The organism is Pseudomonas asiatica (assembly GCF_040214835.1).
Taxonomy (GTDB): Bacteria; Pseudomonadota; Gammaproteobacteria; order Pseudomonadales; family Pseudomonadaceae; genus Aquipseudomonas; species Aquipseudomonas putida_Z.
Genome location: NZ_CP157874.1, coordinates 2201256 through 2217350, shown reverse-complemented (window position 1 = coordinate 2217350; position 16095 = coordinate 2201256). Strand labels below are relative to the sequence as shown.

The following is a 16095-nucleotide window of genomic DNA, read 5'->3' as shown; positions in this document are numbered from 1 at the left end:
TCTGACACCTAATGTAAAAATGTCCGACGCAGAGAGCCATGCACAGTGGCATGAAACTCGCACTGCACTGTACAGGTCGCCCTTGCAATACACCTTGCAAACGCCGGGCGATACGCAACCTGAAGGCCCAAATGTTCGAATTACATCCAGACTCCTCGACCCCGCTGGTGAACCAGATCATCGACGGGCTGCGCGAGCTGATCGACAACCAGACCCTCAAGCCAGGCGCCAAGGTCCCCTCGATCCGCGCCTTTGCCGCGAGCTATTCGGTGAGCACCTTCACCGTGGTCGAGGCCTACGACCGTCTGGTCGCCCAGGGCCTGCTGGTGAGCCGGGGCAATGCGGGGTTCTTCGTCAACCGCGCGGCGGGCGAATTGCTCGACCCGCACAACGCCGAGGCCGACACCAGTCGACCAACGTTCAACTCCGAGTGGTACCTGCAGCAGATCTTCGAAATCCGCCAGTTGCCGTTCAAGCCAGGCTGCGGCTGGCTGCCCAACGACTGGATGTACGAAGACGGCCTGCGCCGCGGCCTGCGCCAGGTGGCCGGCAGCCCGCTGGAGCTGTCGGGCTACGGCGACCCCATGGGTCTGATGGAGCTGCGTGCACTGACCGCACAGAACCTGCAGCAGGAACTGTCGATCGTTGCCAACCCGGCGCAGCTGATGCTTACCCATGGCGCCAGCCAGGCCCTGGACCTGGCCGCGCGCACCCTGGTGCGCCCGGGCGACGTGGTGCTGGTGGACGACCCCGGTTACCCCAACCTGATGAGCATCCTGCGTACCCAGGGCGCGACCCTGGTCGGCGTGCCGCGCACACCGGCCGGCTACGACCTGAACCAGCTGGAACAGTTGCTCACCCATCACCGCCCCACTGCATTCTTCACCCAGCCGCACCTGCACAGCCCGACCTGCTCGCGCACGCCGCTACCGCAGCTGCACCGCCTGCTGCAACTGGCCAGCCAGCACGGCTTCCGCCTGGTGGAGAACAACCTGTACGCCGACATGGTCGCCGAACCGCAGCCGTGCCTGGCCAGCCTCGACCACCTGCAGCAGGTGGTGTACGTGGGCAGCTACTCCAAGAGCATTTCGCCCAATGTGCGGGTCGGCTACATGCTGGCCAACCCCGAGCTGATGCAGAAGCTGCTGCACCTGAAAATGCGCTCTGGCCTGACCACCTCGCAGGTGATGGAGCGCGTGGTGTATGCCGCGATCATCGACGGGCGCTGGCGCAAGCACCTCAAGCGCCTGCGCCAGCGGCTGGCCGAGGCGCACCAGGAAGTTGGCCGGCATCTGCATCGGCTGGGCTTCGAGCTGTTCATCGAGTCGGATGAAGGGATGTATATCTGGACCCGCCACCCGGCGATTCCAGACAGCGCGGCGTTGCTGGATGATGCGTTGGAGAAAGGCATCATGCTCGGGCCCGGGCAGTTGTTCATGGTCGATGCCAAAGCGACCGGGTGGATGCGGTTCAACGTGGCGTTCAGTACCGAGCCGGCGATGTGGGAGTTGCTGGAGAAGGTGTTGGTGAAGCATGTGCGGCGGGGTGGGGTGTAGTTCGCCGCAACCTTTTCAGCACCTGTGAGATCGAGCGCCGCTCTGCACATCAACTAGGCCTAGGCGTGCAGTGGGGGGGGGGAACAGGGGAACAGGGGGATTCTCTGGTGCTTGCAGTCTGTGCAGGGATTGCCCAAGGGATGGCGCCTGATGCGAAGATTCTGGTTCCCCCAGCCTACGCCTGCCACCGATAGCTGCACACTCCACGCTTGAGCCACGCTGGCTTCTTCACGGACATGCCCGCTGCCACAGGTGCAGGCCAACTCCCTCCGCAGTCTGCGTCACCTATTCCATAAACCTCAGGGATACTTCAGCCAACGAGTGCCTATAACAAAAACTAGATGTCTAACTCCCTTGATCCAACAGCTTAACCCATCTTCTTACACCCACCAGCCATCGGCATCTACGATTTCTGTTGGTGTCGCGCTCGCTACTCAATAGCAGTGCATCTATTCCACCTGCCGCCCTTCTTGCGAAAGCCTCAAGGTTTAGTACCTCAAGGCTTCTTCAAGGGAAATAGACGTGACCTCACGCAGAACACTAACAAGCCAGGAACTGCAAGAAATATACTCAGCCGCGCCTTTTACATATGACTTTGAGGACATCCTTTCTTGGGACAGCCCGTTCACACTACCTATAACACCGCCGAACATAGCATCGCTTTCATATGATGCGCTCAGCGACAACGCAACGACCATTGCGAAAAATGTGATACAGGAAATCGAGGCTACCTGCCCAGTGAGCACTCCTGGATTTGAGAACTATTTGAATAAACATTATTCAGACATAAGACAATCCTACCCAGACCAGGCAAGCCAACTTTACGCCCAAAAGAAATTCCTCCTGCTCCTTTATAACAAAACCCACAAACAAGCCATCCACAATATCAACCTATACTTAGCAGAACACATATATACAATAGGCATTGACGAAGCAGCACTGCATTTCGAAAACGTCGTTCACTTTAACCGCTGGCACGACCAAGATTTCTATATGATCGAGGAAGATTTGTACTTTTTAATGAGCAACATTACTGCCGCGCAAATTGAAATAGTACTAAATCGCTGCCTTGAAAAAATAAAAAAGGAATACGAAAACCTCCAGCAGAAAACCATAATAATATTAAGAAACAACCACAACAAAGACAGTCAAGGCAATTCCATCACCTTAAAACCCAACTCCGGAATAGTGCTAAGCTCAACATTAACCACAATATCAACTAACCCAATCAGATTTGGCAGCCTTCAGAGCCATATCCTTAGAGGAATAGAGAAAGTTAAGACACTGGGCATTACTGCAACCCCAATCTTCAGGCTGGGCATAGGTTTATTTTTTTATTCATCAGAATTAGGAAACGCTGATTTGTACCATGACTCAGCCCTGAGCATGCCTGCTGAACTACTCATTCCTGATTTGCCTACGAATATTCATGACATTGCGCTTAAGCACGGGACAATTGAATCACCGCTACGAATAAATGCCAATCTGGACACGTATACTCTTACGAACCGCGCAAACTCCACAAGTGCTGAAAAAAAGGTGCCTGTACGCCCCTTAGTAATGGATAAAGAAGGCAATAGCTACACATCGATTCCATCGAGTGATTTTCCAATCAGGCTCAGCTTCCCCATTCATACCGAGAACGGGTCGTCAACTACAACCCCCAGTGACCCGATACTGTCGGACCCCTATGAGGGGGTCAATCTCAGACCCGCATGGATAGAAGCGACACCGCTCCCTGCCTATGAACCACCGAATTATAAAGACTGTATTTACTGCTTCCCGCCAGAATCTGGTCTGCCACCACTGTACATAGTTTTCAATTCTCCCTATCCCGACGCAACAACCATAGGCACTTATAGCGGGCGAGCTTATAATCCAGACAAAGCAGGTGGACCTATCGAGCGACTGGATTGGCGCGAGGTCAAAATCACAGCGACAGGCATCGAATTAGTCAAATTACACACAAGCCGCTTCGGCCCGTCCGATGCAAATGACATCATGATCAACAGGCTGGAAAAAATCCTACAGGGCAAGTTGCAAGAAACGGACACCGACAAGCGCTTTTACACACATGAGATAAGGGAGCTGGAGCGCTTTCGCACCCTTGAAATACCAGATAAAATCAGGCCGAACGATGATGGTGAAGCATGGAACAATACACACGCTGCAACACTGGAAGACTACCAACTCACCTCGGAGCTCGAACTGCTTTACACACCAGAAGCAATTGAAGCAGATGACCAGCAGATCGCACGAGAGAACAAATGAACACTATTAGCGAAATAATCACCAACGAAAGCCCCACCGATATAATTCTGTGGCTTGTCAGGCAAAATGGCATTTCTCATCCACGACTCGACAATCTATACAATCGAAATGGATGGGTGAACATTGGCGACTGCCTACAACTCATTAACCTGATTAAGAAAATGAGTGACGAAGGTTTGATACAGCGTGGTGGAAATGGCTATATCAAAGGTCCAAACTGGCGAGAGCCTGAATTCTTGACCCAAAAAAGATATGAGCTATAAGCAGAACTGATTCCAGAGCCCAGCACGTACATCCTCGTTCACCGAGACCGAGTATCATCACAGACGCCGGCAGCGACAACACAGCTGCCGGCATATAGCACTTATCACCAATCTGCTTTATCAGCAAAGAACCCCAGCACATTCGCCTCCAGGCTCTCCAGGTGATACCCCCCTTCCTGCACGATCAGGCACGGCAAGCGCATCGCCCGAATCCGCTCGCCCAATACCGCAAACCCTTCAGTCGTCACCGCCACCTTGCTCTGCGGGTCGAGTTCGTAGATATCGAACCCCAGCGACAACACCAGCACCTCGGCGCCAAAGTCCTTCACCGCTGCCAGCGCGATCTCCAGCTGGCCCATGAAGTCCGCTTCGCTAGCCCCATGCGCCATCGGCAAGTTGAGGTTGTACCCCTCCCCCGCACCGCTGCCACGCTCGTCCGCGAACCCGGCCACACCCGGGTAGAAGTTGGTGGGGTCGCCATGCACCGATACATACAGCACATCCCGGCGGTCGTAGAAGATTTCCTGAATCCCCTGCCCGTGGTGCATGTCGGTATCGAGGATGGCCACGCGGCTGTAGCGGCTGCGCAAGGCCTGGGCAGCGACAGCGGCGTTGTTGATGTAGCAGAAACCACCGGCCGCATCGAAGCGCGCATGGTGGCCTGGCGGCCGGCACAGGGCATAGGCCGCCGGCTCGCCGTCGAGAATGGCCTTGGCACCGGCCACTGCGCTTTGCGCAGACCAATAGGCCGAGCGCCAGGTGTGTTCGCCTACAGGGCAGCTGCCGTCAGCCAGGTAGCGCCCGGCCTGGGCGAGGATGCCGCGCAAGGCGTTGGGTTCACGCACGAAGATGTTGGACATGACCTCGTCGCCCCAGTCCTCGGGCACTTCCTTCCAGCGCGCATGGGCCTCTTCGAGGAAGGCCAGGTAGGCCTCGCCATGCACTGCCTTGAGCGGTTCGAGGCCGGCGTCCTCAGGCTGACGGATGTCGAAGCCCAGATCCTTGGCCGCCTGCAGCAGGCGCTGGGCGCGTTCGGGGACTTCCTGCGGGGTGCGCATGGCGCCGCGCGAGTAGTAGCTGCGTGGGTGGTGCAGCAGTTGTTCGGGGTGGAAGTAGCAACGCATCAGGCTTCTCCTTGTTCGACAATGCCCGCGCGGGCCAGCACGGCATTGAGCAGTACATCGGCACCCTGGCGGGCGTCGTCGGGCAATACGTCTTCGGCTTCGTTGTGGCTCAAGCCGCCGACACAGGGGATGAACACCATGGCGGTCGGGCAGTAGCGGGCCAGCAGGATGGCGTCGTGGCCGGCGCCGCTGACGATCGACTGCTGGGCATAGCCGAGGCCATCCACCGCCTGCTGCACGGCGGCTACGCAATCGGCATCGAATGGCGTGGCCGGGCTGATCCAGTGGCGCTCGATACGCACCTGCAACCCGCGCTGATTGGCGATGGCTTGCAGCTTCAACGTCAGCTCGCGTTCCATCGCCTCGATGGCTTCATCCCGGTGATGACGCAGGTCGACGGTGAACTGCAGCAGCCCCGGAATGGTGTTGCGCGAGGACTTGGCGATGGACAGTTCACCCACCGTGGTCAGGCCTTCAGGGGCAAAAGCGGCAGCCAGTTGCTCGACTGCCTGGATCATCCGCGCGGTGCCATACAGGGCATCCTTGCGCAGTGGCATCGGCGTGGTACCGGCGTGCGCGGCCAAGCCTTCGACCGTGACGTCGAGCCATCGGATAGCCTGCCCGCCGCTGACCACGCCGATGGCCTTGGCGTTGTCTTCAAGGATCGGGCCTTGCTCGATGTGGGCCTCGAAATAGGCATCGACTCGGCCACCCAGCGGGCGCTGGCCGGCGTAACCGGTGCGCTGCAGTTCGTCGGCGACGCTGATGCCATCGGCATCGCGAATGGCCAGCGCTTCGTCCAGCGCCAGGGTACCGGTGAACACCGCCGAACCGAACATGGCCGGGGTGAAGCGGGCGCCCTCCTCGTTGGTCCATACGGCGATCTCCAGCGGCTTGCGCGTCTGGATGTTCAGGTCATTGAGCCGGCGCACCACTTCAAGGCCTGCCAGCACACCGTAGACGCCATCGAAACGGCCGCCCTCAGGTTGGGTGTCGAGGTGGCTGCCCATCATCACCGGCGCTGCATCGGGGTCGCTGCCAGCGCGGCGGGCGAACAGGTTGCCGATGGCATCCACAGTCAGCGTCAGGCCGGCTTCGCGGCACCAGTGGCTGAACAGTTCACGGCCAGCCTTGTCCTCGTCGCTCAGGGCCAGGCGGCAGCTGCCGCCACGGGCGGTAGCGCCGATTTCGGCCATGGCCATCAGGCTCGCCCACAGGCGTTCGCCATTGCTTTTCAACATGTGCGGGTACTCCAGAAAAAAGCGGTTCGATCAGGCCAGTTCCAGGCGCTGGCTGCGGGCGTACTGGCGCGCCAGGGCGAGCACGCAGACCAGCGAAATGGTTGCGATCAAGGTGTAGAACACCGCCATCGGCCACCATTGGCCGGTGAAGGTGTGGGCCAGCCAGGTACCGATCAGCGGAGTCAGGCCGCCGGCGATGGCGCCGCAGATCTGGTAGGCCAGGGAAATGGCGGTGTAGCGCACGCGGGTGTCGAACATGCCGCTGACATAGCCGGCGATCACCGCGTAGAACGACGCCATGCACGCGGCGGCCAGGGCGATGCCGAGTACGATCAACGGGCCCTGGCCCGAGCTGACCAGCACGAACATCGGGTAAGGCGAGGCCATCGCCAGCAGCGCGACCAGGGCCAGGAAGCGGGTGGCGCCGATCTTTTCCGATAGCCAGGCAGCCAACGGCTGTACGCAGAACTGGATGATCGCCACGAAGAACAGGCACTCCAGGATCAAGGAGCGCTCCAGGTGCAATTGCGTGGTGGTGTAGCTGATCATGAAGGTGTTGGTGAAGTAGACCCCGGCGATACCCAAGGTATTGGCCCCGATGCACAGCAACAGCGGGCGCCAGGCCGTGCGCAGCACTTCGAACACCGGGGCCTGCTCCTTGCGCCGGGCCTTTTCCGCCTGCTCGCGGCTGGCGATGAACTCGGGCGACTCATTCACCCCCAGGCGAATCGCCAGGCCCACCAGCAGCAACAGCGCGCTGGCCAGGAACGGCACGCGCCAGCCCCAGTTCATCAGGTCTTCTTCCGGCAGGCGGGTGACCGCGCCGAAGGCCAGCAGCGACAGGATCAGGCCCGCCGGGCTGCCCAACTGGGCGAACGAGGCGAAGAAGTTGCGCCGGCCCTTGGGTGCATGCTCACCGGCCATCAGCACCGCCCCGCCCCACTCGCCGCCCACGGCAATGCCCTGGACGATGCGCAGCAGGATCAGCAGTACCGGCGCGCTGGCGCCGATTTGTGCGTAGGTCGGCAGCAGGCCGATGCCCACGGTGACGATGCCCATCATCAGCAAGGTGATGACCAGCGACTTCTTGCGGCCGATACGGTCGCCCACGTGGCCAAAGACGATGCCACCCAGCGGCCGGGCGAAGAAGCCGACGGCGAAGGTACCGAACGCGGCCATGGTGCTGAACAGGCTGTTGTCGGAGGGGAAGAACAGCGCGCCGAACACCAGGGCGGCGGCGGTGGCGTAGATGTAGAAGTCGTACCACTCGATCATGGTACCGATGAACGCGGCGGCGGCGGCACGGCGTGGCTGGGGGGAAGCGGTGGGCTTCATGGGGGCTCCTTTGCTTGTTGTTCTGGCAGGAGTTGTCAGGGGCACGGGGGCGCTCTTGTGGCGCTTGGCCTGTTGAATCGGTGTTGGATTCTTCGCGGGCTCGCCCGCTCCCACAGGTACTGCGCAGCATTCGAAACTTGTGGTAACCCTGTGGGAGCGGGCAAGCCCGCGAAGAATCCAACACCGACTCGGCAGGCCTCGATATCTGCGATTTATCGGCCCGGGGCTATGATTAGTCAATTTTCTATTTATTATTCGAAATATTAGCCTTGCTTATTATCGAGCCCTGCCATGCCCGACCGTCTGCTCAACGACCGCCTCGACTGGAACCTGCTGCGCACCTTCCGGGTCATCGGCCAGGAGCTGTCCATCAGCCGTGCGGCCGCCCGCCTGCACCTCACCCAGCCGGCAGTGAGCCAGGCGCTCAAGCGCCTTGAAGAACAGCTTGGCCGCCAGCTCATCGCCCGCCGCGGGCCGCGCTTCGTGCTGACGGAAATGGGCGAGCAGCTGTTCCAGCTGGCTGGCGAGGTCTATGGGCAGATGTCGCAGATCGGCGGCTTGCTGGAGCAGCCGGCGGACGAACTGGTGGGCAAGGTACGCCTGCTGATGATCAGCCGTATCGTCAACGAACACTTCGACGACTTCCTCGCCGACTTCCACCGCCAGCACCCGCGGGTGGAGCTGGAGATCGACGTGATGCGCAGCTCCGACATCGTCGCCGCCCTGCAGGAAAAAACCGCCACGGCGGGCCTCAGCCTGAACCGGCGGGCGCAGCCACGGCTGGAGCAACGGTTGTTCCTGCGCCAGCGCTATGCGTTCTTCTGTGGCAAGCACCATGCCCTGTTTGGCCAGGACGAAGGCGACCTGCAGCGGGAGAACTTCGTCAGTTTCACCAGTGACCAGATTGGCGGCATGCTGTCGCCACTGACCATTTTCCGCGACCAGCAAGGGTTTGCCGGGCGGATCGTGGCATCGTCACCAAGCCTTGAAGAAGTACGCCGGCTGGTGATTGCCGGGTTTGGCATAGGCTGCCTGCCCGAGCATGTGGTGGCGCCGGATGTAGACGCCGGGTTGCTGTGGAAGCTGCCGCCGCAGGAAGGGATTGCCGATGTGGATATCCACCTGTTGTGGAACAGGGAGCAACGCTTCAGCCGGGCAGAAGAGGTGTTTATCGAGGCGTTGCAGCAGAGCCTTGACTGAACGCAGAGCTGGGGTCGGCGAGCACTGGACACGATAGTGGCCAATTAGTAGCATCCAGGCCAACTGAACATTACGGACAATCTCAGTCATGGATCGAGCTACCGGGGTCATTCGACGCCCCATTCATCACCCCATCCGCCCCTTGATCACCTGGGAAGAAGCATGGAAGGGGCCCGACGAGGGCTTGATCCGCTGCTGGGAGATTGGCCGTGAGCGGGCTCTGGCCCAACCAGAACTTGCCCGGCACTGCGCCGATGGCGCACTCCCGGTGCTAGGTTGGAAAGGTGGCCATGATCGCGCTTTGAAAAAACCGATGAAGTACGGTTCGTTCAAGTACCTGGCGCAATGGCAGGGCCTTCGCGGCGAGGATCTGTTCATCGATACGCGAACAGAGCTCACCCTGACCTGTAATCACACCGGCATGCTGACAACGTTCACACCGGACCAGGAAAAATACGCCAACGCTGTGATGCTGATGGAATAGAACAGAGAATGGCGGTCTTGCAGGAACTTCAGTGCAGCCGGCTTTTTTACACCCTACCTCGAAATTGCACGGTCACTGTGGGAGCGGGTTCACCCGCGAAGCAGGCGACACGGTAAATGGCACCGGCGTTGCCGGTGTTCGCGGCTAAAGCCGCTCCCACAGGTACAGCGTGAGCCCGCTCCTACAGAAGTAGAACCTGAAGTCAGGCTGTTGCCAGTGCCGGGTAGTCGGTCAGGCCATGGGCATCACCGCCAAACAGCGTGGCCCGTTCGTGCTCGGCCAAGGGCGCATTCAGCTTCAGCCGCGCCGGCAGGTCCGGGTTGGCCACGAATGGCCGGCCGAAGCCGATCAGGTCAGCCCAGCCCTCCTCCAGCGCGCGCCGTGCACGTTCGCCGGTGTATTTGCCGGCATACACCAGCACCCCGGGGAACACCGCCCGCAGCTGTTGCTTGAAGTCCACCGGCATGTCCGGCGCGTCATCCCAGTCGGCTTCGGCAATGTGCAGGTAGCCGATGCCGATTTCGCCCAGGCGCTTGGCCGCTGCGGTATAGGTGGTGACCGGGTCGGCATCGACACAGCCATTGAGCGTGGTCAGCGGCGCCAGGCGTACACCTACGCGCTGGGCGTCGCCGGTGCCTTCGACCAGCGCACGGGTGACCTGGTCGAGGAAACGCAGGCGGTTTTCCAACGAGCCGCCGTAGCGGTCGGTGCGGTCGTTGGCGCCGGAATCGAGGAACTGGTTGACCAGGTAACCGTTGGCCGCGTGCAACTCGACACCGTCAAAACCGGCTGCCATGGCGTTGCGCGCAGCCTGGCGGTACTGCTCGATGATCTCGGCAATTTCCGCTTCGCTCAACGCGCGCGGTTTGGAGGCCTGGACAAAGCCTGGCGTGCCGTCGGCATTGTCGATGAACACGTTCACGCCTTCGGCCTGCATTGCCGAGGACGACACCGGTGCCTGGCCGCCGAGCAGGCTGCTGTGGCTGAGGCGACCGACGTGCCAGAGCTGGGCGAAGATGCGCCCGCCTGCGGTATGTACCGCCTCCGTGACCAGGCGCCAGCCGTCGATCTGCGCCTGGGTATGGATACCCGGGGTGCGGGCGTAACCCTTGCCCAGTGGCGAGATCCAGGTGCCTTCACTGACGATCAGCCCGGCACTGGCGCGTTGTGCGTAGTACTCGGCCATCAGCGCGGTCGGTACATCGCCAGGCTGGGCGGCGCGGGAGCGGGTCATCGGCGGCATCAGCACGCGGTTGGGCAGGTTAAGGGCGCCGAATTGCAGGGGTTGGAACAGCGGATCTTGAGTCATCATGAGCATCTCCGTAAGGCGAATCAGGGGTCAGGCGCGGCTGACGACAGGTTGTGGCTGGGCAGGTACGCGGCGGTCGAGGCGGCCGCTGTACAGGGTCAGGGCCAAGGCACCGAGGGTGACCAGCGCGGCAATCCATGGGGTGTGGCCGAGGCCGAGCTGTTGCACCACCTGGGCACCGCCCCAGGAGCCACCGGCCACACCCAGGTTGAAGGCGGCGATGTTGAAACCGGCAGCCACGTCGACTGCGTCGGGGGCGACCTTTTCCGCCTGCTGCACCACGTACACCTGCAGGCCCGGCACATTGCCGAAGGCCACCGCGCCCCAGGCCAGTACGGTGATTACCACCAGCACCGGATGCGGCGCGGTGAAGGTCAGCGCCAGCAGCACCACGGCCAGCAGCAGGAAGATGATCGACAGTGCCTTGACCGGGCCTTTGCGGTCGGCCAGGCGGCCGCCCCAGATGTTGCCCAGGGCAACCGAAACGCCGTAGGCGAGCAGCACCAGGGCGACGCTGTTGGCGCCGAAGCCGGCGATGTCCTGCAGGATCGGGGCAAGGAAGGTGAAGGCGATCAGCGAGCCGCCGTAACCCACGGCAGTCATGGCATACACCAGCAGCAGGCGCGGTTGCAGCATCACCCGCAGTTGGCGCAGCAGCGGTGCCGGCTGGCTGTGCTGGATGCGCTTGGGCACGAACAGCAGTGCGCCAAGCAGCGCCACCAGGCCGAAGGCAGCCACCACCAGGAAGGTGACGCGCCAGCCGAAGTGCTGGCCGATGAAGGTACCCAGCGGGATACCGGTGACGAAGGCCACGGTCATGCCACTGAACATGGTGGCGATGGCGCTGGCGGCTTTTTCTTTCGGCACCAGGCTGGTGGCGATGATCGAGCCGACCGAGAAGAACACCCCGTGGGCCAGGCCGGTGAGGATGCGCGCCATGATCAGCGATTCGTAGCTGGGCGCCTGCCAGGCCACCAGGTTACCGGCGGTGAACAGCGCCATCAGGCCGACCAGCAGCAGCTTGCGCGGGACGCGGCCGGTCATGGCAGTGAGCAGAGGCGCGCCGATGGCGACGCTGAGGGCGTAAAGGCTGACCAGCAGGCCGGCCGAAGGCAGGGTGACCGCCAGGTCATTGGCGATGGTCGGGATTAGGCCGACGATCACGAACTCCGTGGTGCCGATGGCGAAGGCTGCCAGGGTCAGGGCTAACAAGGCGAGAGGCATTTGAGAATCACCTGTGGAAGGTTGGGATGGGTGAATTCTCGAGGGACATGGGGATGGGAAAAAGGTGGGGACGGGACAATGAGTTTTGATTTGAAGGCAAAGGTTATCTTCAAGCTATTGCGAGCGGGTCAACTTTAATGTTCCAGCCTGCGCGGTCAGTTGTGGGAGCGGCCTTGTGTCGCGAAAGGGCTGCAAGGCAGCCCCAGGGGTTCAGCGCAAAGACGTATATTGCTGGGGCTGCTTTGCAGCCCTTTCGCGACACAAGGCCGCTCCCACAATTGACCGCGTTCATCAACCCGACGAAGTGAACGCATGGCACGCTGGCAAGATCGAGACCGCCCAAGTCATAATTATTAATAGTTAAGTCCCAGGAGGTCTCATGCAAGATCTACGTCAGTTGCGCTACTTCGTAGCCGTCGCCGAATGCGAGAACGTCGGCCGGGCCGCCGAGCAGCTGCATATTTCCCAATCCCCCCTCAGCCGGCAGATCGCCCAGCTGGAGGACAACCTTGGCCTGGCGCTGTTCGAACGGCGCAACCAGCGACTGTACCTGACCAGGGACGGGCGCACCTTCCTGGCCGAAGCGCGTGGCCTGCTCAAGCATGCCGAGCGCCTGGAATCGCTGGGCAAGCGCCTGGGCCGTGGCGAGGAAGGCGGGCTGTGCATCGGTTACGTCAACCACGCCATCCACGCCGGCGTGCTGCCGGGCGCGGTGCGGGCGATTCGTGGCGAACGCCCGAAAATCCACATTGCGCTGTACAACATGACCCCCAACGAACAGTTCGAAGGCCTGCGTCAGCGCAGCCTGGACATTGCCCTGGTTTGCGAGCCGCCGCCAAAGAATGACCCCGACCTGCGCGGCCAGCCGGTGCTGGACGACCCATTGCTGCTGGCCATCCCGGCCGCGCACCCGCTGGCCAGCAAGGCCGAACTGACCCCCGCCGACCTGCACGAACAGGACTGGATCATCACCGGTGGGCAGCCCGACCAGGGCCACAAGCGTGACGATTTCATCGCCCGCTGTGGCGATGCCGGCTTCACCCCGCGCCTGTCGCTGGAGGCCAACGACCCGCTGAGCGTGCTCGGCCTGGTGTCCGCCGGCCTGGGCCTGGCCATGGTGCAAAGCAGCCTGTCGGCCAGCGCCGGGCCTACCGTGGTGCTGCGCCAGCTGGACTGGTTCCAGCCCAGCGAGCAGTTGTGGGCGGTCTGGCACCAGGTCGACTTGCGGCCGATCGTGGGCATTTTCCGCGAGCGGGTGCTGGCATTGGCCGAGCAAGGGCTTGATAAGTCAAATCAGGTCTGAACTCAGTCGAATTACGTCTTTTACAGTCTGACCGCGCTTCACTAGGATGGCTCCTATCGATGCAACTCACCCACAGGAGCCATTCCATGAACATCGACCTCGGCGGACGCACCGCCATCATCAGCGGCTCGACCGGCGGTATTGGTCTGGCTATCGCCCGCGGCCTGGCCCGCGCCAACGCTGACGTAGTCATTGCCGGCCGCAGCCAGAAGTCGCTGGATGCCGCCCTGGCCGAACTGCGCGAGCAAGGTGGCCGTGGGCAGATCCACGGCGTGGTCGCCGACCTGGGCACCGCCGCCGGTGCCAAAACCCTGTTCGCCGCCCACCCACGGGCCGACATCCTGGTCAACAACCTGGGCATCTACGACGACGTCGACTTCTTCGACGTGGCCGACAGCGAGTGGACGCGCTTCTACGACACCAACGTGCTGAGCGGCGTGCGCCTGGCCCGTCACTATGCCCCGGGCATGGTCGAGAAAGGTTGGGGGCGGATCCTGTTCATCTCTTCGGAATCGGGCATCGCCATCCCTGCCGACATGATCAACTACGGCGTCACCAAGGCTGCCAACCTGGCGGTATCGCATGGCCTGGCCAAGCGCCTGGCCGGCACCGGGGTAACCGTGAACGCAGTGCTGCCCGGCCCGACCCTGACCGACGGCGTGGCCGCGCTGGTGGCTGATGCAGCCCAGGCGTCCGGGCGCAGCATTCGTGAAGAAGCCGACAACTTCGTGCGTACCGCACGGCCGAGCTCGATCATCCAACGCGCCGCCGATGTCGACGAAGTCGCCCACCTGGCGGTGTACCTCGCCTCCCCTTACTCGTCCGCCACCACCGGTGCAGCGCTGCGGGTCGATGGTGGTGTAGTCGACAGCCTGGCTATCTGAGTTACCCCTGGGGCTGCTCTGCAGCCCATCGCGACACAAGGCCGCTCCTACAAGGAAACGCGTTCTCCTGTAGGAGCGGCCTTGTGTCGCGATGGGCCGCAAAGCGGCCCCAGACTTTTGCCCTGAAATCAAAACACCTTGCCCTCACCGCAGCTGTTTCCCCCGCCCGATCCCCGCTAGCCTGCCGCCCTCACCCGTCTCGAAAGGACCCGCACCATGCCAACCGATCATCAAGCCTGGGCCTGGACCCCGAACGCCGGCCTCGACGGCCTGCAACTGCTGCGTAAACCCCTGCCACAACCCGGCCCCGGTGAGGTGCTGGTGGCCAACCGCGCCATTGCCCTCAACCCGGTGGACTGGAAAATCTGCGAGTGGGGCCACCCTGCCTGGCAGCAAGGCACGGTACCGGGCGTGGATGGCGCCGGTGTGGTAGTCGCCGTTGGCGCAGGCGTCGACATGCCTTTGGGCAGCCGCGTTGCCTACCACCAATCGCTGGCGCGTGACGGCAGCTTTGCCGAGCACTGCCTGCTGGATGCCAGCCTGGTGATGCATATCCCCAGTGCGCTCGGCGACACCGCCGCGGCCGCCGTGCCCTGCCCCGCCCTGACCGCCTGGCAGGCCCTGGCCAAGGTGCCCGAAGGTGCCAGCCGCGATGTGCTGGTGATCGGCGCCGGTGGCGCGGTGGGCTTCTACCTCGCGCAACTGGCCGCGCAACGCGGCCTGCGCGTGTGGGCCAGTGCCGGTCAACGCCACCACGCCACTCTCAAGGCCCTTGGTGTGAGTGGGGTGTTCGACTACCACGACGCCGACTGGCAGGACCAACTGCAGGCCGCCCTGGGCGAGCGCCCGCTGCATGCCCTGTTCGACACCGTCAGCGGCGCCCATGCCGGTAGCCTTGCCCACCTGCTCGGCTACAACGGCCACCTGGTGTGCATCCAGGACCGCCAGGAAACCGCGCCAACGCCCGCCTTCGGCACGGCAATCTCGCTGCATGAAGTGGCGCTCAACAGCATTCATGCCCATGGCCGGTTGGCAGATCGCCAAGCCCTGCGCGTGGCCGGTGAACGCCTGCTGCAGGCCGTCGCCGATGGCAGCCTGATCGCGCCACAGCGCCGCGAGTTCGCCTTCTCGGCATTGCCACAGGCTCTGCGGCAGCTGAAAGAGGGCCAAGGCGCAGGCAAATGGGTGACGCGCCTCGACTGAACGCCGTACGCGAGAACTTGGATCCCATTCTGCTACAAGGTATGCTGGGCAATAGCTAAACGCCACTACTCAGGCAGGCCTCATGCCTGCCTTCAAGGACGAGCCCTTTGCCCAGCCACCCTACCCGTCACACCATCGCCCGCCAGTGGCAGCTGCTCAAGCTGCTGCCCGGCCGTCACCCGGGGATGAGTTCCACCCAGTTGCAGGCCGCCCTGACAACCGTGGGCCATATCACCAGCAAACGCACCGTCGAACGCGACCTGGTCGAACTCGCGGCGCTGTTCCCGCTGCAGTGCAACAGCAAAGGCATGCCCTACGGCTGGTACTGGCAACCGGGCCTGAACCTGGGTGAGGCGCAGCAGCTGCAGCCCGATGCGCTCATACCCCCGGACCAGGTTGAATTGCACGCCTGGGTCGATGATGCGCTGGCCCGGCGCCTGGAAGCGGCGCCCCTGTCGGCAGATATGCAACTGACGCTGCAAGCGGACGGCGGCGCCACCCTGGTAGCCACCGTCGACGACAACCGTGCGCTGATGGGCTGGCTGCTGTCCCAAGCCGGCTCGATCCGCGTGCAGGCGCCACAGGCACTGCGCCAGGCCATGCTCGAGCAGTTGCGCCAGAGCCTGGCGCTGCACGAGGGTGGTTGTTGACCGGCAAGCAAAAGTCATTGTCCCCCGGGCCGCTTTTTCCCATAGCTG

The 16095-nt window shown here is 62.1% G+C and carries 14 protein-coding genes; 9 read left to right on the top strand and 5 right to left on the bottom strand.

Annotation, left to right across the window (positions count from 1 at the left end; all coding sequences use genetic code 11):
• The first annotated feature begins 131 nt into the window (after positions 1-131).
• The 3 genes from ABNP31_RS10045 (at position 132) to ABNP31_RS10035 (ending at position 4090) form a co-directional block, all read left to right on the top strand.
• A complete protein-coding gene (locus ABNP31_RS10045) occupies positions 132-1556 on the top strand; it encodes a PLP-dependent aminotransferase family protein (protein ID WP_015269943.1) in 1425 nt (474 codons plus the stop codon).
• A 522-nt stretch (positions 1557-2078) separates the two neighbouring features.
• Positions 2079-3827, top strand: a complete 1749-nt coding sequence (locus tag ABNP31_RS10040; protein WP_350013263.1) for an S-type pyocin domain-containing protein — start codon at positions 2079-2081, stop codon at positions 3825-3827.
• Positions 3824-4090, top strand: coding sequence for a hypothetical protein (locus ABNP31_RS10035; RefSeq protein ID WP_085619215.1), 267 nt, complete (start codon positions 3824-3826; stop codon positions 4088-4090). The genes ABNP31_RS10040 and ABNP31_RS10035 overlap by 4 nt, the downstream gene beginning before the upstream one ends.
• Before the next feature lie 104 nt (positions 4091-4194).
• On the opposite strand, the gene ABNP31_RS10030 is transcribed toward ABNP31_RS10035, so the two are convergent.
• The 3 genes from ABNP31_RS10030 to ABNP31_RS10020 are packed head-to-tail and all read right to left on the bottom strand — an operon-like array spanning position 4195 to position 7790.
• Positions 4195-5214, bottom strand: a complete 1020-nt coding sequence (locus tag ABNP31_RS10030) for a histone deacetylase family protein (RefSeq protein ID WP_085663258.1) — start codon at positions 5212-5214, stop codon at positions 4195-4197.
• Positions 5214-6455: a Zn-dependent hydrolase gene (locus ABNP31_RS10025; protein WP_085663257.1), complete on the bottom strand. Its 1242-nt coding sequence runs from the start codon at positions 6453-6455 to the stop codon at positions 5214-5216. Before ABNP31_RS10025 ends, ABNP31_RS10030 begins: the two co-directional genes overlap by 1 nt.
• A gap of 30 nt (positions 6456-6485) precedes the next feature.
• The gene (locus ABNP31_RS10020) at positions 6486-7790 is read right to left on the bottom strand and encodes an MFS transporter (protein ID WP_039613369.1); all 1305 of its coding nucleotides are present in this window, start codon (positions 7788-7790) and stop codon (positions 6486-6488) included.
• A 291-nt stretch (positions 7791-8081) separates the two neighbouring features.
• Between ABNP31_RS10020 and ABNP31_RS10015 the strand changes: the two genes are divergently transcribed.
• A complete protein-coding gene (locus tag ABNP31_RS10015; protein WP_085663256.1) occupies positions 8082-8990 on the top strand; it encodes a LysR family transcriptional regulator in 909 nt (302 codons plus the stop codon).
• An 88-nt stretch (positions 8991-9078) separates the two neighbouring features.
• Positions 9079-9474: a hypothetical protein gene (locus ABNP31_RS10010; RefSeq protein WP_023662326.1), complete on the top strand. Its 396-nt coding sequence runs from the start codon at positions 9079-9081 to the stop codon at positions 9472-9474.
• 202 nt (positions 9475-9676) lie between these two features.
• On the opposite strand, the gene ABNP31_RS10005 is transcribed toward ABNP31_RS10010, so the two are convergent.
• Positions 9677-10783, bottom strand: coding sequence for an alkene reductase (locus ABNP31_RS10005; RefSeq protein ID WP_238067679.1), 1107 nt, complete (start codon positions 10781-10783; stop codon positions 9677-9679).
• A 30-nt stretch (positions 10784-10813) separates the two neighbouring features.
• Positions 10814-12007: an MFS transporter gene (locus ABNP31_RS10000; RefSeq protein WP_025338595.1), complete on the bottom strand. Its 1194-nt coding sequence runs from the start codon at positions 12005-12007 to the stop codon at positions 10814-10816.
• A gap of 379 nt (positions 12008-12386) precedes the next feature.
• Here ABNP31_RS10000 and ABNP31_RS09995 point away from each other — a divergent pair, with 379 nt between their 5' ends.
• The 4 genes from ABNP31_RS09995 to ABNP31_RS09980 all read left to right on the top strand — a co-directional run bounded on the left by ABNP31_RS09995 (position 12387) and on the right by ABNP31_RS09980 (position 16047).
• Entirely contained in the window at positions 12387-13310 is a 924-nt protein-coding gene (locus ABNP31_RS09995) for a LysR family transcriptional regulator (RefSeq protein WP_350013262.1), read from the top strand.
• A gap of 86 nt (positions 13311-13396) precedes the next feature.
• Positions 13397-14194 (top strand): SDR family NAD(P)-dependent oxidoreductase, encoded by a 798-nt coding sequence (locus ABNP31_RS09990; RefSeq protein ID WP_350013261.1) that lies wholly within the window; start codon positions 13397-13399, stop codon positions 14192-14194.
• A gap of 216 nt (positions 14195-14410) precedes the next feature.
• A complete protein-coding gene (locus ABNP31_RS09985) occupies positions 14411-15397 on the top strand; it encodes a zinc-binding dehydrogenase (protein ID WP_238067599.1) in 987 nt (328 codons plus the stop codon).
• Between the two features lie 107 nt (positions 15398-15504).
• Positions 15505-16047 (top strand): WYL domain-containing protein, encoded by a 543-nt coding sequence (locus ABNP31_RS09980; RefSeq protein WP_085619236.1) that lies wholly within the window; start codon positions 15505-15507, stop codon positions 16045-16047.
• The last annotated feature ends 48 nt before the right edge of the window (positions 16048-16095 follow it).